At 37.3% G+C, this 22929-nt stretch carries 27 protein-coding genes; 5 read left to right on the top strand and 22 right to left on the bottom strand.

Annotation, left to right across the window (positions count from 1 at the left end):
• Nucleotide 1 precedes the first annotated feature (1 nt).
• The 11 genes from GHT08_RS17375 to acpS all read right to left on the bottom strand — a co-directional run bounded on the left by GHT08_RS17375 (nucleotide 2) and on the right by acpS (nucleotide 8804).
• Nucleotides 2-331 (bottom strand): STAS domain-containing protein, encoded by a 330-nt coding sequence (locus GHT08_RS17375; protein ID WP_153836005.1) that lies wholly within the window; start codon nucleotides 329-331, stop codon nucleotides 2-4.
• A 133-nt stretch (nucleotides 332-464) separates the two neighbouring features.
• The gene (locus GHT08_RS17370) at nucleotides 465-1469 is read right to left on the bottom strand and encodes a PP2C family protein-serine/threonine phosphatase (RefSeq protein WP_163582699.1); all 1005 of its coding nucleotides are present in this window, start codon (nucleotides 1467-1469) and stop codon (nucleotides 465-467) included.
• A gap of 106 nt (nucleotides 1470-1575) precedes the next feature.
• Nucleotides 1576-1977 (bottom strand): anti-sigma regulatory factor, encoded by a 402-nt coding sequence (locus GHT08_RS17365; RefSeq protein WP_163582698.1) that lies wholly within the window; start codon nucleotides 1975-1977, stop codon nucleotides 1576-1578.
• Nucleotides 1978-1979: 2 nt separating this feature from the next.
• Entirely contained in the window at nucleotides 1980-2336 is a 357-nt protein-coding gene (locus tag GHT08_RS17360; protein WP_163582697.1) for an STAS domain-containing protein, read from the bottom strand.
• Between the two features lie 13 nt (nucleotides 2337-2349).
• The gene (locus GHT08_RS17355) at nucleotides 2350-3216 is read right to left on the bottom strand and encodes an RsbT co-antagonist protein RsbRA (protein ID WP_163582696.1); all 867 of its coding nucleotides are present in this window, start codon (nucleotides 3214-3216) and stop codon (nucleotides 2350-2352) included.
• Nucleotides 3217-3385: 169 nt separating this feature from the next.
• On the bottom strand, nucleotides 3386-3736 hold the full coding sequence (locus GHT08_RS17350) for a type II toxin-antitoxin system PemK/MazF family toxin (RefSeq protein WP_163582695.1): 351 nt from the start codon (nucleotides 3734-3736) through the stop codon (nucleotides 3386-3388).
• A gap of 3 nt (nucleotides 3737-3739) precedes the next feature.
• A complete protein-coding gene (locus GHT08_RS17345) occupies nucleotides 3740-4021 on the bottom strand; it encodes a CopG family ribbon-helix-helix protein (protein ID WP_018932004.1) in 282 nt (93 codons plus the stop codon).
• Between the two features lie 173 nt (nucleotides 4022-4194).
• Complete coding sequence (gene alr, locus GHT08_RS17340; RefSeq protein WP_163582694.1) at nucleotides 4195-5313, bottom strand: alanine racemase; 1119 nt, start codon at nucleotides 5311-5313, stop codon at nucleotides 4195-4197.
• 490 nt (nucleotides 5314-5803) lie between these two features.
• Entirely contained in the window at nucleotides 5804-6823 is a 1020-nt protein-coding gene (locus tag GHT08_RS17335) for a LolA family protein (RefSeq protein WP_163582693.1), read from the bottom strand.
• A 55-nt stretch (nucleotides 6824-6878) separates the two neighbouring features.
• Nucleotides 6879-8390 (bottom strand): NAD(P)H-hydrate dehydratase, encoded by a 1512-nt coding sequence (locus GHT08_RS17330; protein WP_163582692.1) that lies wholly within the window; start codon nucleotides 8388-8390, stop codon nucleotides 6879-6881.
• 45 nt (nucleotides 8391-8435) lie between these two features.
• The gene (gene acpS / locus GHT08_RS17325; protein ID WP_153835999.1) at nucleotides 8436-8804 is read right to left on the bottom strand and encodes a holo-ACP synthase; all 369 of its coding nucleotides are present in this window, start codon (nucleotides 8802-8804) and stop codon (nucleotides 8436-8438) included.
• 130 nt (nucleotides 8805-8934) lie between these two features.
• On the opposite strand from acpS, the gene GHT08_RS17320 reads away from it, so the two are divergent.
• Both GHT08_RS17320 and GHT08_RS17315 read left to right on the top strand, forming a co-directional pair.
• Nucleotides 8935-9693 carry a rhomboid family intramembrane serine protease gene (locus GHT08_RS17320; RefSeq protein WP_153835998.1) on the top strand — a complete coding sequence of 253 codons (759 nt, stop codon included), beginning with the start codon at nucleotides 8935-8937 and terminating at the stop codon, nucleotides 9691-9693.
• A gap of 18 nt (nucleotides 9694-9711) precedes the next feature.
• Nucleotides 9712-10155 carry a hypothetical protein gene (locus tag GHT08_RS17315; RefSeq protein ID WP_163582691.1) on the top strand — a complete coding sequence of 148 codons (444 nt, stop codon included), beginning with the start codon at nucleotides 9712-9714 and terminating at the stop codon, nucleotides 10153-10155.
• Between the two features lie 232 nt (nucleotides 10156-10387).
• Here GHT08_RS17315 and cshA read toward each other — a convergent pair whose 3' ends face one another.
• Entirely contained in the window at nucleotides 10388-11839 is a 1452-nt protein-coding gene (cshA, locus tag GHT08_RS17310) for a degradosome RNA helicase CshA (protein WP_018932011.1), read from the bottom strand.
• 435 nt (nucleotides 11840-12274) lie between these two features.
• On the opposite strand from cshA, the gene GHT08_RS17305 reads away from it, so the two are divergent.
• Nucleotides 12275-13180: a DMT family transporter gene (locus GHT08_RS17305; protein WP_163582690.1), complete on the top strand. Its 906-nt coding sequence runs from the start codon at nucleotides 12275-12277 to the stop codon at nucleotides 13178-13180.
• A 98-nt stretch (nucleotides 13181-13278) separates the two neighbouring features.
• Here the strand turns inward: GHT08_RS17305 and GHT08_RS17300 are convergent, their stop codons facing one another.
• From GHT08_RS17300 to GHT08_RS17260, 9 genes are all read right to left on the bottom strand, one after another.
• Entirely contained in the window at nucleotides 13279-13974 is a 696-nt protein-coding gene (locus tag GHT08_RS17300; RefSeq protein WP_163582689.1) for an alpha/beta hydrolase, read from the bottom strand.
• A 212-nt stretch (nucleotides 13975-14186) separates the two neighbouring features.
• Nucleotides 14187-14525: a YppG family protein gene (locus GHT08_RS17295; protein WP_163582688.1), complete on the bottom strand. Its 339-nt coding sequence runs from the start codon at nucleotides 14523-14525 to the stop codon at nucleotides 14187-14189.
• A gap of 63 nt (nucleotides 14526-14588) precedes the next feature.
• The gene (locus GHT08_RS17290) at nucleotides 14589-14825 is read right to left on the bottom strand and encodes a glutaredoxin family protein (RefSeq protein ID WP_163582687.1); all 237 of its coding nucleotides are present in this window, start codon (nucleotides 14823-14825) and stop codon (nucleotides 14589-14591) included.
• 75 nt (nucleotides 14826-14900) lie between these two features.
• Nucleotides 14901-15374, bottom strand: coding sequence for a MarR family winged helix-turn-helix transcriptional regulator (locus GHT08_RS17285; RefSeq protein ID WP_163582686.1), 474 nt, complete (start codon nucleotides 15372-15374; stop codon nucleotides 14901-14903).
• A gap of 58 nt (nucleotides 15375-15432) precedes the next feature.
• Nucleotides 15433-16854 carry a hypothetical protein gene (locus GHT08_RS17280; protein WP_163582685.1) on the bottom strand — a complete coding sequence of 474 codons (1422 nt, stop codon included), beginning with the start codon at nucleotides 16852-16854 and terminating at the stop codon, nucleotides 15433-15435.
• The gene (locus tag GHT08_RS17275) at nucleotides 16851-17537 is read right to left on the bottom strand and encodes an ABC transporter ATP-binding protein (protein WP_163582684.1); all 687 of its coding nucleotides are present in this window, start codon (nucleotides 17535-17537) and stop codon (nucleotides 16851-16853) included. The genes GHT08_RS17280 and GHT08_RS17275 overlap by 4 nt, the downstream gene beginning before the upstream one ends.
• A gap of 388 nt (nucleotides 17538-17925) precedes the next feature.
• A complete protein-coding gene (locus GHT08_RS17270; RefSeq protein WP_153835992.1) occupies nucleotides 17926-18246 on the bottom strand; it encodes a thioredoxin family protein in 321 nt (106 codons plus the stop codon).
• A gap of 78 nt (nucleotides 18247-18324) precedes the next feature.
• Nucleotides 18325-19137, bottom strand: a complete 813-nt coding sequence (locus tag GHT08_RS17265; RefSeq protein WP_163582683.1) for a DUF368 domain-containing protein — start codon at nucleotides 19135-19137, stop codon at nucleotides 18325-18327.
• 12 nt (nucleotides 19138-19149) lie between these two features.
• A complete protein-coding gene (locus tag GHT08_RS17260; protein ID WP_163582682.1) occupies nucleotides 19150-20295 on the bottom strand; it encodes a CapA family protein in 1146 nt (381 codons plus the stop codon).
• Between the two features lie 129 nt (nucleotides 20296-20424).
• On the opposite strand from GHT08_RS17260, the gene GHT08_RS17255 reads away from it, so the two are divergent.
• Together GHT08_RS17255 and GHT08_RS17250 are read left to right on the top strand one after the other, a co-directional pair.
• Complete coding sequence (locus GHT08_RS17255; RefSeq protein WP_163582681.1) at nucleotides 20425-21117, top strand: ABC transporter ATP-binding protein; 693 nt, start codon at nucleotides 20425-20427, stop codon at nucleotides 21115-21117.
• Nucleotides 21114-22454 (top strand): ABC transporter permease, encoded by a 1341-nt coding sequence (locus tag GHT08_RS17250; RefSeq protein ID WP_163582680.1) that lies wholly within the window; start codon nucleotides 21114-21116, stop codon nucleotides 22452-22454. The genes GHT08_RS17255 and GHT08_RS17250 overlap by 4 nt, the downstream gene beginning before the upstream one ends.
• A 4-nt stretch (nucleotides 22455-22458) precedes the next feature.
• On the opposite strand, the gene GHT08_RS17245 is transcribed toward GHT08_RS17250, so the two are convergent.
• Nucleotides 22459-22737 carry a YkvA family protein gene (locus GHT08_RS17245; RefSeq protein WP_163582679.1) on the bottom strand — a complete coding sequence of 93 codons (279 nt, stop codon included), beginning with the start codon at nucleotides 22735-22737 and terminating at the stop codon, nucleotides 22459-22461.
• Nucleotides 22738-22929 lie beyond the last annotated feature (192 nt).

Raw genomic sequence — 22929 nt, 5'->3', positions numbered from 1 at the left:
ATTATTTCCCACCTCGTACCGTTGAGTCAATATAAATAATGCTATCTAATCCAGTAATTTCAAATAATCGTCTAACACGATCTTGTAATGCGACTAATCGTAAGTCACTATTGTATTCTTTGGTGGACTTCAGCGCACTGATAAATACTCCTAGTCCCGTACTATCCATATAATTAACGCCCTCTAAATCAACAATAACCGTCGTTCCTTCCGCCTTGGTTAATGGCAAAAGAGCTTCTTTTAGTTGGGGAGCGGTATAGGCATCAATCTCCCCTGCTAATTTTAACTCTTGTGTTTCACCATTATCATTACGATCAATATTTAAGTTCAAAACGGTTACCTCCTCGTCATTCTGTAAGTTTTCAGTCATACATATTTGTCATCTATTGAATGATAGTTAAGACATGTCATAATGTTGGTTTTTGGCTTACAGTTCACCATTCCCTATTTCTTTGCACGATAAACTATCTTTTTAAGAAGATAAGTGTAAAGTCATCTCTTAACTGGAAATCCTGTAAACGTTCAAAATGACGATATACTGACTCTACCGCTTCTTGCGCAGGGAGGTGCATATATTGACGAATCACTTCGAGCACTTCTTCTGTTTCAATAAACCGTTCTCCGATCCGGCATTCCGTCACACCGTCTGTTAACAATACAACCATATCATCAGGCTTCATAGTAATCTCTAACTCTTCATAGGTTGCCTGATCAGAAACACCTAACACTAAGCCTTTAGTAGTGAGTTCATAAAATTGATCTTTAGTTGCGCAGTAATAAAACCCTGGCTCATGACCAGCCGAAGAAAACTGTAATGAGCCTGTTTCATGATTAAATAATCCATAAAACATCGTGATAAACATGCTAGTGTCCACATTACGCTCTACCACACGGTTTAAATTCTCCAGTATGACACTAGGGTTTCTCATTGTTTCCGGAAAACTATCTAAGGAATATTTGATCATAGACATCGCTAATGCTGCAGGAATGCCTTTTCCGATGACATCAGCAATCGCAACACCGAGATTATTAGATTCATCCGTTACAAAATGATAGTAATCACCATTCATTTGATGAGAAGGTACACTAATCGCACCTATATCCATGCCTTTTATATCCGGTTTCGTTGTTGAAAGTAGAGTCTGTTGCATATTAGCAGCAATTGAGATTTCCGACTCTAGCTCTCCTTGTTTTTCTCTTAAGGACTGAAACTCCTGATAAGCTAACCCATACGAAATCATTGTTTCTAAAAGGAAGTTCATAGAAGAGTCTATCTCTGTTGGTAGATCAGGATATAATTCTTTTAATGCTTGTATATGCACATTAATAATTTCCTCAGGAGATATATTATGTTTCATCGATAACTTACTAAATTGTTCAGCTTGATACAATGACTTTTCGTCTTGAGACGCTATATATTTTTTTAATAAATTGCGATAGTTGTTGACATCGAACTTATAGGGTTCCATCTCATTACCTCCTAAATATGATTACTACTAATTTTTAAACTTCATTGTCATTTTGGTATAGGGGTAAATTGAATCTTCTATTAATCAGTTATTCTAATATTCTAGCTCATCGAACCCATTTGATCGTAGTTATGGTCGTTCCTTTACCTGGCTCAGACAAAACGTCAAAATGATCCATCAATCTTTTAACACCAGGAAGTCCGGCACCAAGCCCACCAGAAGTAGAAAAGCCATCTTCCATTACCTTACTTAGATCATTAATTCCTGGCCCTTGATCAGAAGCGATAATTTTCACTCCTTTTTTATTCATATCTTCCACTATTTCAAAAGCTACTTTACCTTTGTCAGCATATAAATAGATGTTACGAGCTAGTTCAGAAATTGCAGTAGCGATTCTGGCTTGATCTACAGTACCGAATCCTAGATCCCTAGCCAGTTCTCTCCCCATCTGTCTCGCTCCTACAATATCCCATTCTTTATTAATTTGTACACTTGATTTTGTTATCATGACTACTCCTCCAGTTCCTGGCGAAGTTTAATCAGCCCCTGTTCTAAATCAAGTGCTGTAGGAACGTTCTGTAAATGAATTCCTAAATCGATTAAAGTCATCGCAACCGCAGGCTGAATACCAGTTAACACTACTTTTGCACCCATTAAGTCTGACATAGATACAACGTCACCTAACACTTTTGCAATAAAGGAATCGATGATATCAACAGAGGTTAAGTCGATGACCACACCCGATGCGCCACTTTTATGTATTTTATTAAGCAGATCTTCTTGAAAGTCAATCGCAGTTTGGTCATCAAGATCGATTTGGATGGATACCAATAAATAATTTTGTAGCTTTAAAATTGGTATTCTCATATTAAGCACCTCCCTATTTAATTGAGTCAATGATTTTGGTTATATCTTCTTCTTTAGAATTATCTAAATCAACTATTTCACGGTTAGTCAATTTTAATGCCGTATTAAATCCTTTCCTTAAGGAACTCTTTGTCGGAAATTTACTTAGATCGATACCTAAATTTACAATAGTTTGAGCGATTTCTGGACGGATACCTACTAATATACAAGTTGCTCCAATTAAACGCACAGCTTCTGCTGCTTGAATGATATGGTGTGCTACCATTGTATCAACAACTGGTACACCGGTAATATCGATCAATACAACTTCAGAATTATGTTTCATTACTCCTTCTAAAAGGTTCTCCATAATTAATTTGGCACGCTCTGTGTCGACCGTTCCAATTAATGGCATGACGGTAATATTGTCCATGACAGGAATAAGTGGAGCAGACAATTCCTGCAGCGCCATTCTCTGCAACGAAACAGTGTGTTCCCAGCTTCCAGAATATTGATTTACAAGTTGATTGATAATTGGTTCTACCCAATTTTCAACAATATTTAAAATACGCGAGAATTCCTCTGTATCTACTAGCTCAGATTGACTTAAAATAAAATCTATTGTTACTCTTCTAAATGTTTGCAGACCATCTGTAATATAACTTAATGGCCAGCCGAGATTTATGAGGCGTTCAGCAAAATCGTCCATTTCCCCTGTATCGCCTTGACGGTTAATACTAGAAAAAATAACATTGATGAATTCTTGATTAGTAGTGTGGTACAAGTTATCCGATATAGTTGAAGTGTAGTCAGATTTACGTTTTTCTGTTATATCATCTAACCAATTTTTAGAAATTACATCACTGTTCTCTATTACGATTCTTCGTAATGTTTCTGGCATTGTTCCAACCTCCACTATTTTCTTTTGTATATAACAGTTTACAATAAAATAGTTTGATTTTCGATTAATATCATTTATACGATTACAAAAATGGTCATTTTTTACTGTTTTTCGCCAAAAACACCCTTGCTTCTATTCCTAAAAGCAAGGGTGTTTTGAAGATAGAGGATTAGAAATCAGTTAAGCCCAAACTAATTTCTAACCCTCTATCTATCCGTTCCATCATGTTATTGTCCAATTGAGTTATTTTATCTGTTAATCGTTGTTTGTCGATCGTACGAATCTGTTCCAATAAAATAACTGAATTCCGTTCAAAACCATATCTTTCAGCATCAATTTCGACATGTGTTGGCAATTTAGCCTTTTGAATCTGAGCAGTGATGGCCGCAACAATAACAGTGGGACTGAAACGGTTTCCAATATCATTTTGCAAAACTAATACAGGACGTACACCGCCCTGTTCAGATCCCACAACAGGGGAGAGATCGGCGAAGTATACGTCGCCTCTTTTTACAATCAAGACCTACACCCCGCTCACTAAGCGCTCTAGGGTGTTTTCTGCCTCCTCTTCCGCTTGAAAAGCTTCTGAAGCAATATTCAAATTGATTTTTGCCATTTCCATATAACCACGTTGCATCGATTCTTGGATATGGCGTTTCTTCGTTTCACGTAAATACGTCTTAGTTGCCTGGCAAATAAAATCACTTAAATTGCTATCTTCACTTTTCATCAAGCCATCCACCTCATTCAATAGGTTTTTAGGTAATCTCACAGCAACTTCTTGTAAGTCTTCAGACAAAACCATACACCTCCACCAACATTGACAAGCCTAAAATGATAATCCAATATAATCATACCATTCCGAAACAGGCATTGCAAAGGGGTTTTTGATAATTTTTCGTTTTTTTCTACAATATATCTTCAGTATTACCAGAAGATTGAAGAATTATCTTGTCTTACCGACTATTTTTTTAATTATTATGAATATATTCTTGGAACTCGATAACTTATCATACAAGCAATTTCATAATTAATCGTGTCCAAATGTGCTGCCCATTCGTCCATCTCGATACTTTCTCCACCTTGTGAACCTATTAATGTTACTTTATCTCCTACTTTAGCAGGCTTGGTTAATCGAACCATCAATTGATCCATACAAATCCGACCGACAATGGTACACCGTTCACCATTAACTAAAACTTGTGCACCTTGTAAGGCTCGACGAATACCATCTGCATATCCAAGCGGGACCGTGCCAATCCACTCCTCCTCGTTTGCTAAATATGTCGCCCCATAACTAATCGGTGTTCCTTTGTCTACTTTTTTTACATGGATTAAGCGGCTGTGTAATGCAAGTGCTGACTTTAGCTCAATCGGCTTTTCTGTTTTAACAACTGGTGAGGGATACAGTCCATACATGCTGATACCAAAACGGACAAAGTCAACCATTTTTTCTGGAAAACGCATGCTTGCTGCACTATTTCCCGTATGCACCATCACCTTATGTTGTGGCCAATTGTTTTGAAAGATAGTCCATAGTTTATCGAACAGGTTTAATTGTTTTTCAAAGTGCTCTAGTTTTTCTTCATCAGCAGTGGCAAAATGGGTGAAGATTGCTTCTAAATAAATATTTTCATGTTGAAGAAACGGGATGATTTCTAATAATTCCTGTTCTGTCCGAATACCAATACGCCCCATGCCAGTGTCCCATTTAAGATGAACCGTGAGTGGTTTTGGAAGGGTGAGCTTTTGCACTTCCTCTAGCCATTCTTTCTGATAACAAGTAACAGTAATATCATATTTCGCAGCAATTTTGGCATCTTCTGGACGGATCCATCCCATAACTAAAATAGGAGCTGTAATACCTCCTTGTCGTAGGCGCAATGCTTCATCTAGAATAGCGACAGCGAGCCTTGTTGCACCTCCATTAAGTGCTGCATTGGCCACTTCCATATCCCCATGCCCATATGCGTTTGCTTTCACTACTGCATAGATTTTCGTTTTATCTGCTAATTTATTCTTTAATTGCTGTATATTATATATAATATGATCCAAATTCACTTCTACCCAAGAATCACGGTAAAATTTTTGCTCCATGTTGATACCCCTTCATTTCGTTTGAGTCTAACGCAATCCATTATAAACCATTTAAAGCAAAAAGGGTATAAATAAAACAGACCAGGTTACACACGGCATATCCTTAATCAACGCATATTCGATACAAACTGTGAACTAGTGAAAGTTCTGTTTAGACAGAGCAGAGCTTCCGAAGATATCCTTTACTGTTCCGGGGATATTTCCTCCCCTTCCCTGGATATAAGCATTTATCCCCGGAAGAGAAGACCTTTTCCTCGGAACAGAACGGCGCTTCCGGGGATACCCTTTGCTGTTCCGGGGATATTTCCTCCGCTTCCCTGGATATAGGCATTTATCCCCGGAAGAGAAGATCTTTTCCTCGGAACAGAACGGCGCTTCCAGGAATTAGAGGGGGTGTTCATATCTACTTTACTTCGTAGTTTATGGATTCTCTGCAGATTCTTATGCTGATACAGAAAAAAGCAGACTTCTTGAAAAGTCTGCCTTTCGCTTATTTCATCGCGTCTTCTGTTGACATGGATCTTGCTACTTCTTTCATTTCCTCTTTTGTTAATTGTTCACTTGCGACATAATAATTAACACCTTGGTAATGCCATTGTAATGAATTCTCAGAAAGTGCTCCAACGGTAAAACCTAGATCAATTGGTTCACCATTTACTACTTCTGGAGCTGCTGTACTTGTCGGGAGCACGTCTACTGTCTCTTGAATAATCGTGAAATTTTTATCTCCTTCATAAGATAACATCACACGTTTACCGTTTTCGACGTCCATTTGATCCTCTTCGATCAGCTCTGAACCTAGATTTTCAGAAGGATAAAGCACAGTTAATTGTGATGGCAAATCTTCTTGTGCCATTACAGGTACTCCGAAAATACTGCTCGTCATATTAGTTTCCATATCAAATGTATTTTCCGGTAAATCTGGATCTATCTCAAAGTTTGTAAACTCTACTTCAACTAACGGATTTTTATCATGGTCCAATACCTTGACTAACACAGGTTCGTATGTCTTTTTGTCAAAATAAATGGTTTGATATGGGAGGTTACTATTGCTTTCATAACTTGTTTTCGTTTCAAAGACAAAATAACTGTCTGTCACCGTAAAAGTAGCATCACTGTCATCGACTAAGTCTTGTATTAATGATTGGAAGAGATATGGCTGGCTATTGTTTTCCGGCCATTCACTTTGAAATTTAAAACTTTTGTTTAAAGCTGGTGTTAATACAAACACCCCATCGTCATTGCGTAAAATAATTTGGCTACTTTCCTCATCATTCTCATTCTTTAACAGTACACGATAGTAATCTTTTTTCTTGTGGGAAACTTCAACCCGGTATGCCTGTTTTTCTTTTCCTGTATCCAATGTCATCATTGCCTGTGATTGATAAGCGCTCATATTCTCCACGATATCTTCCAGTTTCTCTACGACATCGTCCTTAGACTTTTCCCCACACGCTGTTAACACAATAAGCAATAAAATACCAATTACCAGACTTTTATATTTTTTCATCGCGACATCTCTCCTTTGTCTCATCTCAAGTGGACAAAGGGAACACGATCACACGTTAAGATAATGTACGAAATACTTGCGATAGTCCTTCAATCACATCGGTAGCTAATAAATCCCTCTCTGTGTGATTAGCTGCCACCAGATAATCTGCTGATGTACCATGGAGATAACAGCCATTTGCAAGAGCAGGCAGCAATTCTTCATGCTGCATAATCATGGTGAGTAAAATCCCTGACAAAACGTCTCCTGTTCCACCTTTTGCTAAACCGGCATTCCCTTGGTCGCTGACAATTTGCTCACCATTCGGTGCTGTAATAATAGTGTGCTTGCCTTTTAACACGACATAGACTTGATACTTTTCAGCAAACTGCCGAGAGATAGAAAAAGGCGACCGTTTTACTTCTGGAACAGTTTTATTTGTCAGCATAGCCATTTCTCCATAATGTGGTGTAACCACAATTGGCGACTTGTGCTGCAACAGTGTTTCCAATAATGGCTTTGCATGATACAGACCATCTGCATCTATTAGTAGTGGCTTGTCTAGTTTTTCAATCAAATCAGATAGCAACTGAGAGTCATCACGTCCTATCCCCATGCCAAATGTGATAGCATCTATTTTTTCAAAGGCTTCGAGATCACGGTCTGTTAATCGGTCCGTTAAGTTTGGCAAAAGGTGATACGTGGCTTCGATACAACTACTTGCTACAATCGGGAGATTCTCCTTGATTGTAGCAACAGTTACCAGCCCCGCACCTGACCGGAGTGCTGCTCTGGCAGCTAACACAATTGCTCCCGGCATCGTTTGCTGACCACCAATCACTAATCCCCTGCCATTAGATCCTTTGTGAGCATACTTTTCGCGTTTCGGAAAAGTAGCACGGACATTTTTTATGCACCATCTTTGTTTCGATGCATGCTTGGCATAAGCCATCTGTGGTATACCGATTTTTACCGTTTCCCATTTGCCATAGTAGATGCTGGTCTTTTCACAAAAAGCCGTTTCTTTTGGAGCTTCAATGATATATGTTTGATCTGCATGAATAGCAAGATCAACCTCCAGCCCATCATTTGCCGGCAAACCACTCGGAATGTCAACCGAAATTTTCTCGACTGGTAAATGATTAATGACGTCGATCATACTCCGGATTGGCTCACGAATTGCTCCAGAAACACCTATCCCCAGAATTGCATCAATAACGATATCACAATCTACTAATCTTTGCTTTAACTGATGCGAGTCTGTCACATGGACCAGCTTGTCTGACGTGTTTAACCACAATGCTTTGTGAAAGGCTGCATCACCTTTAATTTTATGATCTGCTACTAATTGAAAAACCGAGACATCATAACTATATTCCGCTAAGTAGCGGGCAATAACAAAACCATCACCGCCATTATTTCCACTGCCAACTACGATTGCCACCTTCTGATTGTTATCATAGCTTTGAATGATGTGCTGGGCTACTTGTGATCCGGCATTTTCCATTAGAACCTTGCCCTCGATTCCCCCTTTTTCAATCGCATAACGATCTATTTCGTACATTTCTTCCGCGGTTACGATGTACATCTTGTTCCCTCCTACCCGCACTAAAATAGTATGAGACAAACTCTCTTAATATGCAGATTCACTTTCAATTATTACTTGTGCCACTGCATAATCATCGCTGTGAGAGATTGATACGAAGCATGTCTCAGCATTTAAAACTTTTGATTGCAAAACAGGTGCTCCATTTTTTTGATTGATAATTTCAATATCTAAGAAACTTAATGGTCCAATCCCAGTTCCTCTTGCTTTTGAAAAAGCTTCTTTCGCTGCAAATCTTCCAGCGATAAATTCTATTTTTCTTTTATTCGATTGAAGATTCTCTAACGATTGCTTTTCTGCATTGGTTAATATTCGATCCAACATTTTCGGTTGACGTTCTACTATTTCTTTTATTCGTCGCAACTCTATAATATCAATTCCGATTCCTTTTATCATTTAGATCAACTCCATTTTATATGGTAAGTATAGCCTAATTACGGTGATAATTAAAATGGTTAATTCTACTGTCCATATCATTTACAGTTGTGCTAAAATATAAGCAATTAACCATAAAAGGGAGAATGCTATGTTTTTACGTACGGAAAGCTTTCGGGATTTTCTACATTTTTATCCGGTTGTTTCAGCGATTATTGCGTTTCAAGTCATTATTTGGCTTGTCGTTGGGATAGTGCCTGGTTTAGGGGAATGGATTTATACAACGGGCATCGGTTGGAATTTGATGATTAGCCAAGGTGAATATTGGCGATTAGTTACGCCAATATTTTTGCATGCTGGTTTCGGTCATATCCTATTTAATTCCTTTTCACTGATTTTATTTGCGCCAGCATTAGAACAAATGCTTGGGAAAGTAAAGTTTTTAATTGTTTATTTTACTGCCGGTATTGCTGCAAATATTCTTACTTATATTGTTGAACCGAATCCTATGTACACACACGTTGGAGCCTCAGGTGCAATTTTCGGGTTATTCGGGTTATATTTATTCATGGTCTTTTTTGAAAAAAGATTAATTGATCCCCAAAACGCGCGACTAATTTTAATCATTTCTGTAATCGGATTAGTGATGACCTTTTTCCGAGCAAACATTAATGTCGCAGGTCATCTATTCGGATTTATTGCCGGGTTTGCACTCGGTCCTGTTATCTTGAGAAATACACAACCATTCTCTCCATGGAAAAATAGACGCAAAGTAAAAGATGACGATATCGGATTTGATCCTAATCGTTGGAACAAAAAACGTTATCGTTACAAACCTTATTTGAAGCCAGTTTTATTTGGTATATTGATCGCATTAGTTTTACTCGGATTCATTTCCACTCTATTTTAACCGAAAGGAGAATGTATTTTGACAGCAGTTTGGTTGTTTACCGTATCATCCATTATCGCAGGATTAGGTATTTTATTTGCCTTTAAGCGATTAATGAAAGGATTATCTTATCGGATTAAACGAAATGAATTTCACTTTAAAGGTTTGCAAAAAGATCAAATTCGCTTTTTTATTCAAGTTGGTTTAATCGAAGCAGTTCCGATATTTCTAATTATTTTAGGATTTATGTTTATGGGTGAGGAAAACTTATCCACCGCTAGCTTACTTTTACCTTTACTCATTATTTTAGCTGTCATCATTTTCAGTCTGCTTCAAATTCAAAAAACAAAAGCAGAAGTGATGGAAGTAGCATCCAGCTTAAACGCAGAAGAACTCAGCTATGTAAAATCACTTTCCTTTATTGGCTATATGACAGTGTTAGGTATTCCTATTTTAGCAATCGTTGCGATATTTTTAGTGTAGTGTGGGATTAAGTGTATAGCAAAAGTCCGTTGCATGGTTTGCAACGGACTTTTTTTAATGTAAGGAAAGTATAAAATTTGCGCAGATGTCTAGCTCCGAGCGCCCAAAAACTAGGCGACTTCACGAATCGCCCTACGATAAGTCATCATCGGTTCGCTTTTCTCAGTGATTCCTTTATCTCAGTTGATTAGCTCCAGCCGCTACGTTTTTAAGCGGGCGCTCTGTGCTTTTCTTATCTTTTATTATTATTACGTTTGTTTTGGAATTTGCGGTTGCGGCCGCCTCCCTGTTTGCCTTTACGACCAAATCCGCGTTTATCATTTCTGAATTTTTTGTTATTACCTTTATTGTTTCCTTTTTTAACACTTACCGGTTGAACAGATGTTAAGGTAACTGGTGTTTGTCTTCTTTCTTTGGTTAGCATTTTTAATGCCGCTGCGACAACTGTTGCAGAATCGTATTCGTCTAGAATTTCGCTAGCTGTCTCACGGTAATCTTGAAGTTCTTTCTTTTCAATTGTTTTTATTAATTTTTGTACTGTCAGCTGTTGTTGACCTCGTTTTGCTTCATCATAACTAGGTGCTGTCATACGTTTCATTTTACTTTTTGTAACTTTTTCAATTAAATGCAAATGTGGCATTTCTCTTGGTGTAATAAAGGAAATTGCCTCACCCATCTTACCAGCACGACCTGTACGTCCGATACGATGCACATAGCTTTCTGGATCCTGTGGAATATCAAAATTGTATACATGGGTTACCCCAGAAATGTCTAATCCACGTGCAGCTACGTCGGTTGCTACGAGAATTTCAATACGACCGAATTTAAACTTTTTCAAAACGGATGTCCGTTTACCTTGGGTTAGATCACCATGGATTCCTTCTGCACGAAAACCACGTGCTTGCAAACCTTCCGTCAACTCATCGACACGTTTTTTGGTACGTCCAAAAATAATCGCTAATTCTGGAACATGAATATCTAACAAGTTTGTCAAGGTATCGAATTTCTGTTTCTCATGTACTTCTACAAAGAATTGATCGATATTCGAAACCGTCATTTCCTTTGATTTTACTTTTACCTCTTCTGGTTGCTTCATCAATGTTGCTGCAATATCACGAATTTCTTTTGGCATAGTTGCTGAGAACAATAAAGTTTGTCTCTCTTCCGGAATCGCCTTTAAGATATCACGAATATCATCGATAAAGCCCATGTTCAACATTTCATCCGCTTCATCAAGTACAGCAGTGTGTACTTGATCGACACGAATAGTACGACGACGTAAGTGGTCTAATAACCGGCCTGGAGTGGCTACTACAATATGTGGACGATCCTTTAACGCTTTAATTTGGCGTTCCATGTGTTGACCACCATACACAGGTAATGTACGAACACCTTTGAACTTCGCTAGTTTATGCATTTCTTCTGACACCTGTATCGCTAATTCTCTTGTAGGTGCAACAATCAACCCTTGAATTTTACGTTCGTTAGGGTCAATTTTTTCGATCATTGGAATACCGAAGGCAGCCGTTTTACCAGTACCCGTTTGCGCCTGGCCAATAACGTCTTTACCTTCCATCCCTAATGGAATCGTCTGAGCTTGAATTGGTGTTGCCTCTTCAAAACCCATTTTCTCTAATGCTTTCATAATTGACGCTGAAATACCTAATTGATTAAAATTTGTCACTATTAATTTCTACTCCTTTTTTCACTATATAAATCTCATCTTTATTATCATTTTTTCGTCGTTATTATCAGTGTATCCAAGTTATACTATCTACATTAAAAAAAGTTGCAAAAAAGTAGGATAAGCTACCCTTTTTCAGGTGCTAACACCCTGATAGGTTTCACTTTATAAATGCCGTTATCGTAATAAATCTTGACTTTGACTAAGATACATACGAATAACAATGAAAAAAGCCTTCCTCCACATTTGGAAGAGGCTTATAAATGACCACTCAATGGATTATTACATCATAACACACTCTTCATTTTAATTCTATATAATATTTCGTATCGTTTCAAACAATTGCGTTTATACTGGATAGATATTATTAGGATTTCTTAAAATAATTGTTATACTTAAGAAAAAGATTGATTTTTTAATATTGTAGGTGATGTTGTGAATAAGCAATTCATTCCATATATAGCGATTATCATCGGTGTAATCTCCGTTTCTACAGCTGCGGTACTTGTAAAATTAGCCGCAGAAGTCCCTTCGGCAGTAACAGCCAATTACCGCTTGTTATTCGCAGCAATTTTATTGTTACCATATATTCTTTTCAAAAGAAGAGATGAATTAAGAAAATTAGCCAAAAGAGAATGGATACTCACGATTGTTGCTGGTATCAGTTTGGCAATTCATTATATCGTCTGGTTCGAATCCTTTCAGTATACATCTGTGGCCAGTTCTACTGTAATCGTGACCTTACAACCTATCTTCGCCTTTATCGGTACCTATCTGTTCTTTCATGAACGTTTTTCTGCCGGTACAGTGATTAGTATGCTGATTGCCATTTTTGGCAGTGTTATTATTGCATGGGGAGATTTCCAGATAGCTGGTGAAGCCCTTTATGGAGACTTTCTGGCTTTGCTAGGAGCTATGTTTATTACGATTTACTTTTTACTTGGTCAAGGTGTGTGGACAAAACTTTCCGTGATGAGCTATACGTTCATAGCATACAGTATCGGAGCATTAACGATTATTGCCTATAACCTCTCTGTCTCGAACCCTTTAACAGGTTATGAGCCAAATGAATGGTTGATTTTCCTTGCTCTAGCCATCGTTCCAACGATTCTAGGACTCAATTTGCTTAACTGGGCACTAAAATGGGTGAGCACATCCGTTATTTCAATGGGGATCTTATTTGAACCAATCGGCGCCTCCTTATTAGCTTACATCATACTAAACGAACTGATCACCTGGTCCCAGTGGCTAGGAGGAACGATTGTCATCTTCGGCCTGCTCCTTTTCATCGCCAGCACCCGGAGAAAACGAAAAATGAAAATCACGATTGAACACAATTAGACAGAGGTGCCCTAGCCTCTGTTTTTTGTTCTCGAAGACACTTTTTCTTATTTTCGCTTTACTTTGTCTTCGAGAGCACGCGCTCGTTAACCGCAGTCTTACTTTAACAAAAATTGATAGACAGCATTAATAACGACATCTTTATCCTCACCCAGACAAATTAGATGCTTTGAATCATGGAAATATATAATCTCCGCATCAACTGGTATTTCTTTGTCCAGATAATGTACTGTTTTGTATGGCACCATTCCATCCTGCATTCCTTGTGCAATAAAAACTGGACAGTGAATCTCCTTCAAGTATGGTTTAGTAAATTTCATACATTTCAAAAACTCTCGAATCGCCCTTATAGGAACAGATCCATATTTTGTTCGATAGTGATTATACAAGGCATCCTCTTTCAACTTTCGTCTCACTGCTTTTTGAGCGAAATTCATTAAATCAACACTTATCCGTGGAATACTAATATACCTTCTTGATGTAGATAGCAAGACTAACTTCTTACACGTATACTTTGCTGCTAAGTATGCTGCTATCATTCCTCCCATCGAAAAACCGATCAAATAAATGTCATCGTGATCTTCCTTCAATTCCAAATAGGCTCGTTCTGCTTCATTTATCCAATCTTTATAGGATACATGTAAAAGGTCTAAATCCCTTCCCTCACCTAAGCCATGTCCAGGTAAATTAGGTGTTACTACATGCCAATCTGTATGTTTCTCTATGTAAAAAGCAAGTGGTTCTACTTCATATGGACCACCAGTAAACCCATGAATAATAAGACATGCAGTCATTAGTTGTCTACCTCCCAATAAAGTGAGACTATGATCAGTGAGGCTGTAATTTCCCACTGTCCATTAGCGAAACTTACCTGGGTGTTAACGTCTGTTAGCTCCCACTCATGTTACTTGAAGCTGGAAATGAGGGCCTTGCAGACGTTTAGCACCGTGATAAAATATCTATCACAACAGAAATCCTTGCCATAATCGACAAGGATCATTTTACATTATTTCTGAAAAGATTTTAAAATATTTCCGAAATTTTTGAATAAAGGTGATACCTGTTGATAAGTGTTTGCCACTTGATTCACGGTATTAAACACTTTATCCAAATCCATTTCACCATTTTTATTCTGAAAATACTGTAGCATCGGATTAGTTGGTTTTCCGAAAAAGGAAGGTGAAGGAGTGTCGAACCCATCATATGGATTTGGTACCATCGGCTTTTGATAATATTGAAATGGTGTCATCGGCATTGGTGATGTATATGTTGGCGGCTGATAAGGATGCATCCCCTGCTGATAAGGGTTTTGATAATTAGAAAAGCCACTATATCTGTAATCCATTTTCTCCCCTCCATCTGCTAATTTTGTATTAGCTTATGCAGATAAAGGGAAATTGGTTCGCTACTACCTAAGTAATTGCTTTAACTTACTTTCCTGAAAACCGATAATTCGATAATCATTATCTATAATAACCGTAGGAGTTATATAAATGTTCTCTTGCTGTAATTGCCATAAATTCTCTTTATTTACTGTTGTATTTTTAATCTGAAATGAAATATTCCGTTGTGTTAAGTACTGGACAAGTTGATCACATTCTGTACAATTATCACTGACATATACGTCTATCTGTTGTTGCTTCATGTAGGTAACCCCCTTAACTATAACCTCATATAGTAATAATTACCCACTACAAACAACATATAAACCTATCATTTTCTATTGTTTTTCAGAAAAATGATCTGCATACATTCCCAGCTTCTTCAACAGTCTAATCGCTTCTACTTTCTCCTCTTCATCTAATCCAGTAGTAATTGCTTCAATTTGTTTCCAATGTTCTGGAAATATATCATTAAGCAACTGTTGCCCATTTTCTGTAATAGATGCATAGGTAATTCTCCGGTCACTAGGACATGGTGTTCGCTTAACTAACCCTTTTTTCTCTAATTTATCTACCACGTATGTAATACTTCCACTAGCTAATAAAATTTTATCCCCTATTTTTTGTAAAGGTTGTTCTCCCTGATGATATAGTAGTTCTAATACACCAAAATCAGTTGTATTTAAACCATGGCTTCGAATATCTTTCGCTACTTGATCGGCAACTGCTCGATAAGCCTTCGACAACACAACAAATAATTTTAGGGAAGGGTCTTGCTTCTTTTTTAAATATTCGTTTCTCTTTTGATCCATCCCTCTCATCCTCTCTCATTATCTATATATGAATGGTATTATAGGCAAACAACTAGAACTAGTCAATTTTTAATGGGAAATAATGTTTCTTCACTATCCAGTATACTAAGATTATTAATAAATAACTAATCATAACAGGATATAACACACTAAACGCCATTGTCACATAAGTGGATATTCCCATCACTTGATCAACAAAAGATGGCGTATACCATTTTTCATTTAATGCTTTTACTTTTCTCTCTATCTCACAATCTAACAAAAAGAATAGTGCTATAAAAGCATATAAAAGCTGAGCTATTAACCACCAACTCCATGTATTCGTAAGTAAGACAACCACTGAAACAACCACCATCACTATGATACTTAGTAAAGATGACATTTGCCAAAAAGCAGTTGTTATTACCGACATATTCCAAGGAATACTGTGAAGTAATTTGTCTTTAAAAATCGCAGTAAAAAAACTTGCTATAACCTTAATGAAGATAAAGAACGACAATACAATAGCAATCCCTTGTAATAGTGGGCCTCCTCTTAAGGAAAGCAAAATCATAATAATTAATATCGAAAACAGCATCGTATAGATAATACTGATTTCCTGATTGATACTACGCCTCCATAATTTTCGCATTAGTTTAGTCGGCTGCTGATAAGGAAAAGGAAGTTTTGCTTTTTTGGATGTGAAAAGTGTTTTCAAGAAATAATTTCTTCGTTGCTGCTTTACTTGATCCATTCTACTCATTTGTTTAACAAAGAACATGTTCCATTCTTTGTCATCACTTTTCTCAATTACTTTCATCCAATTGACTTTTGTCAACCGACGTGGCCATATCCATACGTTAAGGGCAAATAGGAAGATGATAAGCATCCAGACAGATTCCGCGTTTAACTCTAATAATACAAAAGTCAGACGAATTACACCAATAACCAAAACAGCCAACAGATAGAGTCCGATTTTTTTAAAACCTTCTATCTGAAAAAAGTACCATTGAGGTATGACAGTTAAAAACACTACTATTAAAATAGCAGCATACCATTTTACGAGAACTAATGTAGAAAAAGGAGTAACCAGCACTAGTAGGAACAACATTAACGTTAAAGCAATGAACCGTTTTCTAATCACGATCCATAAAGCATATAACCATATATTTTTTATCGAAAAAGGAAGCGACGTCAACTTCCATTCTGCACTTGTAATCGGTAGCGATGGATGTTGAAAGGAAAGCACAATCGTGCCGAATATCAAACCCAATACTATTAGCGGAAAAAATAATTCGATATTTGCCTGATAGTTTAGAAAGACAGCCTCCATGCTTTTGAAGGTATCATATGCAATAAATAAAAGCATGATCGCAAAGAAACCGGTATAGATTGTTGTTATCCAATCAAATGCCACACCAAAGGCTAATTTGTATAATTTTTGCTTTTTACGTATGCGACTCTTTTTAAGAAATCGCATCATTTGAACGGTAGCTTTCATTCTGTCCCTCTCCTTGATAGTGAGTGGAATTCTTCCATCAAGCCATGTTCTGCTACACGTCCTTGATGCAGCATAATGTATGTATCTGCTAACTCTTCCATTCTCTCTAATTGATGGGAGGTGAGTAGAATGCTTGTACCATTTTCCGCCTTTTTCTTCAACATTTCTTGCAGGTCATGAGCTGCATGTATATCTAGACCCATAAAAGGTTCGTCAATTAATAGTAATGGGACGTCTGGTAATAATGCACAAATTGTTTGCACTTTTTGACGCATACCTTTCGAAAGTGATTCTGGGTATTCATTTAGTTTATCCGCTATTTCAAATTGCTCTGAAAGTTGTTTTGCACGTCTTGTAAATGCTTTTTCATCGAGCTGATAACTTTGACCATATAGTTGAAAATGTTGCATCGTTGTTAGTTCCGGTAATAAAAATGGTTCTTCTGGGATATAAGCTAGTTGTTTTTTAAAGGTGATAAATGATTGGTCTTGATCCACTTGATTCAAAAGAATAGTGCCTTCTTTTTTGTCTTGCCACCCCATGATTGTTTTCATAACGGTTGATTTCCCTGCCCCGTTATGACCGATCAAACCTACAATGCTTCCTTTTTCAACGGAAAATCCTACGTCTTCAAGGATGGTTTCTTTCCCAATTTCAACTTTTAGCTGCTTCACTTCTAACACATAAACGCCCCCCTTCACATATATACGAAAAATGTTGTCAAAAGGTTTCCGAAATTGTCATTTTATACAAATAAGCGATAATAAAAAAATAGTGCTGCTCTACTTATCAGATTCGTAATAGATAAAAACTGCTGTGAATTGGGAAAATTTCCGGAATGAGGCTTTCTTCCAAGCTGATTTTTGCTGAGTGCTTGTATACGCTCCGAGAAGATACTTCGCTTTGCATAGTGTTGTGGTGGCCGTGCCCACGGAAAGCGCAGTATTCTGCCGGAGCGGTTCGTCAGCACTCTCTTAGTGAAGAATGGAAGAGAGCAAATTCTTGTCAACGTTACTCCACAGTTTATGAACTATTTTACGACATAAAAAGAGACAGTGCTGAGACTGTCTCTTAGGCTAACTCTTCTTGTAAGAACTCTAATACATCGTCTGGTGTTTTGGTGTAGGCACTGTGGCGATGTGCTAGTTTTTCTCCGTTTTGAAAAATAAGTAAGCTTGGGATACCCATTACTTCATACTTTTCAGCCAATCCTTGTACTTCATCACTATTGACTTCATACCAATCATAGTTATTGTACTGTTCTAAAATATCTCCAATAAACATATCCATACGCTTGCAGTCAGGACACCAGTCCGCATAAAATTTAATAATAACTGGATCTTCTGAAGCGATAATTTGATTAAACTGTTCTTCTGTTTTAATAGCTTCCATTATGCATTCTCCTTTTTCAAGTGGTACTTTACTTTAGTAAAAGCTAGCATGAACAGGATTTGAAAGCAACTATTCTGTTTAACGATATTCCACCCTGCCTAATAAATAGGCAAAAAGTAGACCACCTGCAAAAGTGATAATACACATAACAGTTGCTCCAACACTAGCTGGCCACCCTGGAAAAATAACAAATACAGAGCCGATCACCATACCAATCACAAAAGCGTAAGTAGCAGTCGGAAATGTCATTAAAAAATATCGAATAATTTTACTCATTAATACGATGCCTAGTAAAATTCCTATACCAACTACCGCTATAATTGAAAAATTCAAGTTATCTATTGCATTAATTATTGTCGTGTATGATCCCACAATGTACAAAAGCATGGAACCACTAATACCTGGTAAAATCATAGCTGCACTCGCCATGAATCCTGAACCAAATAACCAGAGGTATGTTGTTGTATGAAAAACGGTAACTGGTTCAGGTTCTCCCGTTTGAAAGAAGGCCATAGAGCCAACGATACAAGTACCAATCACCATTAAAATGATATGTTTTGCTTTAAAAGTGTTTCTAGCATTTGATTTTTGAAAGAGAAATGGCAAAACTCCAATAATTAAACCTAAGAAAGCAAATTGAGTCTGTTCAGGATAATGCGCAAACAACCACTTAATCACTTTAGCCAATAGAAAAACTGCTGCTAAAATGCCTACACCAAGCGGAATTAAAAACTTTAAATGTCTCTTATAATCCTTACTTAAAAATCCGTTTATTGCTTCGATTAATCGGTCATAAATACCCAATACAACAGCAATTGTACCACCACTAACACCTGGAACAACATCACTTGCTCCCATTAACATGCCACGATAAATATTACGCCATTCCATTCCTCATTCTCCTTATTCTATAAACTCAAGATCCTCTATATTTTTTGAGAGATGCTCTTTAATCTCTGATAAATGATCTGATGCATCAGGTAATTGTTGCTCTGAGACATCCTTTAACGGTAATACTTGCAAGTCTGTGATCGTCTCATCAATGAGGTCAAACTGAACAAAAGTCGGTAAAAAAGACGGAGAATGCACCTTTACATTTGATCCATCTTTTGAAATGGAAAATTGTAAAATCCCACCGATCCTCCTGTATAGCTCATATTGACCTGAAAGGAAATTTCCTAACGAATAGGCGACCAACGTCTTGTTACCGTCTTTACCTTCTAGCCAATCAATCGGCTGCAGCACATGTGGGTGATGACCAATCACCACATGAACACCAAGATCTGCCGCAAATTGCGCTAGATCCTTTTGTTCCTGATTCGGCAGTCGCTGATATTCTTGTCCAAAATGATAACTCACGATCGTAACGTCCGCTAACTCTTCAGCTTCGGAAACATCTTTTTTAATTTGCTCATGATCTATTAAGTTGACTAAATATTCCTTCCCATCTGGAATCGGTATGCCATTCGTACCGTATGTATAACTTAAGAAAGCTACTGAAATACCTTCTTCTGTTTCTAAAACTCGTAATGTTTGTTGATCTTCCTCACTTTTGAAGCTTCCGGTATAAGGCATATCGATCTCCTCGTAATATGCAATCGCATTACGAATCGCTTCTTCCCCTCTATCTAGCGTATGATTATTGGCCATCGTTACGATATCAACACCAGCTTCTTGCAAATCATCTCCTAAATCAAAAGGGCTGTTAAATTGTGGATAGTCGGATAAACCAATTTCTTCTCCACCCATAATCGTTTCCTGGTTAGCCATTGTAATGTCTGGTGTCTTTAAATAGTCCTGTACAGGGTTGATCATCGACAGAAAATCATATTTTTCACCATTCCACGCATCATTATAAACTCGTTCATGAATTAGCAAATCTCCAATCGCAGCGATATCTATTTCATTTGTAGTGAAACGGATATCGGATTCTTTGAAAGATCTTTCTTTTTTATCCATATGGTGAAAGTGTCCCTGATATTCTTGGTGTCCTGTACAACCTATAACCAATAATAGCAACAGCAAACAAATGGTACTAGCATGCTTCATACAAAAACTCCTCCAAGAAGACTCCCCTTATTTTAACATAAAAAAATAATATTTCTTGCCAAAAAAATGAAGTAATGAAAGATTTTCATTCGTCAGTTACTAGTGAAAGGAAAAAAAGGAGGATGAAACATGATAGATGTAAAAGACATCAACCATACATTTTTATTAGGAAAAAAACAGAATGAAACAGCACTTCCAGTGTTAAAAAATATTTCATTTTCTGTAGATAAAGGGGAGATTCTGGCGATAACAGGTAAAAGTGGATCTGGTAAATCGACCTTACTCAACATTATCGGCGGATTTATGAAACCAACTAGCGGATCGGTATGGATTAAGGAGATGAATGTAACCAATTTAAACGAAGGAGAATATGCGGATTTTCGATTAGAAAATATCGGTTTTATCTTTCAAAACTTTCAATTGATCCCAAGTATGACCGCCTTTGAAAATGTAGAACTACCTTTAGTGTTAAAAGGGCTGTCAGAGAAAGAAAGAAAAGAGAAGACCGAACAAACATTAGAACAAGTCGGTCTCTCCAATTACCATCATCATTATCCTAGCGAATTGTCTGGTGGTCAGCAGCAACGGGTAAGTATCGCACGAACACTCGTAATAGAACCACCTATCATTCTTGCTGATGAACCGACAGGTAGTTTAGACAGTGAAACAGAACAAGAAATCTTAGATTTGATTACCGGATTAAATCGGGACTTAGGCATTACCTTTTTAATGATTACACACGACGAAGAGGTTGCTCAAATTGCTTCGAAACAGATCCATATTCATGACGGTGAAATTGTAAAGGAGGAAGTTAGTGCATGACATTTAAAGATCAATGGCGGTTTGTCCGCAGTAATATGAAACGGAGTAAATCCAGAATATTTATGACGGTATTGGCAACCGCGATGGGGGTCGCGTTTTTAATTGTTTTAGCTTCTGTTGGTTTTGGTTTACATACAACCTTTATCGACGATATCATTCGCGATCGCTCGGTCACTCAAATGCAAATAGGGGGAATCGAAAAAGAAGATGGCTATGCACCGATTACGGATGAAGAAATAGAGGAACTTGAAAAAGTCGAAGGTATGAAAGCTGTCACTAGACAACAAACATTAAGACAAACACCTCTATTTAACATGGATGGTTACAGCGGAAGTACGGAAACAGTCGTATCCCACTTCCCATCAGAATTAAAGGCAGGAATGGAACTTACTGATGGTAATTTACCGGAAGAGCCTTACGAAGCTGTAGTAGGCTCACATTTTTTAGAAAATCTTTATCCTGAAGATCTCTCAGCAGATGAAGAGATTTATGATGAAGAAGGTATGTTGAAAGAGGAATTTAAATATGACGGATCACTTATTGGTCAGGAAATTGAAATGGTAGTCGAGCAAAATGTAGATGGTGAAACGAAAGAACACGAGATTTCTTTAACCATTACTGGTATCGTTGAACCACCTGCTAGAGATTGGATGCAAGATAGACAAGTATATATATCGGAGGATGTTTTAACTGAAGTAGAATCATTCACGGAAACATCTAGAGGAGCGATAGTTGATCCTAACTATCCTGAAGCTGAACAAGAAGTTACTGGTTATGATTATGTCTATGGATATGCTAATTCGTTGGAAGAAGTACAAGAGATTTCGGAGTATTTAACCGAGGAGAATTACCTAGTATATTCTGCAGCGAGCGAACTAGACTATTTAAATACCTTTTTTACGATCGCAAAAGCCGGACTGATTTTTATTGGAACGATTGCCATCATAATTGCATCGATTGGTATATATAATACGATGACAATGGCCGTTACCGAAAGAACTTCCGATATTGGCATTATGAAAGCAATTGGTGCCCACCCGAAAAAAATTAAGCAGATCTTTTTGCTTGAAAGTAGTTATATCGGTCTACTTGGGGCATTTATCGGTACTGTAGTAGCTTTTGTCATTAGCATTCTCTTAAACATGGGATTACCATTGATCATTGAATCTGCCTTTGAGCAGGAGTTACCTGAAGGATTCCAGTTTTCCAGTATTCCTCTTTCATTGATTGTTATTGCAGCAGTGATCTGTTTAATTGTAACGGTTCTTTCTGGCTTAAAACCTGCCAAACGAGCTACACAAATTGATGTGTTAAAAGCGATGAGAAGAGAGATATAGAGAGTTATTTACTCTCTATATCGTATTTTTTACGTAAACTATCAGGCGCCATCTTGACCATTTGCTGAAGAATCAATGTCGCAACCATTACATCATCAAATAGACCGAGCACTAACAAATAATCAGGTATTAAATCAAATGGGAAAACGATATATCCGATAATGAGAATAAGTGATGCTAACTTTGCAGTCACTCTTACTTCTTTGGATAAGTAGAATTCCTTAAAGAAAGGAAACGATTTATGGAATTTGAATAGAAATTTGAGTCTTCTAAAAAAACGCATGTCATCCCCTCTTTTCTTTGATTCCATTACTTAAAATATACCCCAATATCTAAGTTGAAAAACCTATCAAAACAATAGATGCGACCTTGCGCAAGTCAATTAATTGATAGTAGTACAAACTGCGAAGTAATGAAACCTCTGTTTGAAGTAGCGTGGTAATCAGATGCGCGGTCACCTATGACATGATTTTGA

Source organism: Gracilibacillus saliphilus (genome assembly GCF_010994085.1).
GTDB classification, from domain to species: domain Bacteria; phylum Bacillota; class Bacilli; order Bacillales; family Amphibacillaceae; genus Gracilibacillus; species Gracilibacillus lacisalsi.
This window is presented reverse-complemented; position numbering and strand designations above follow the sequence as displayed.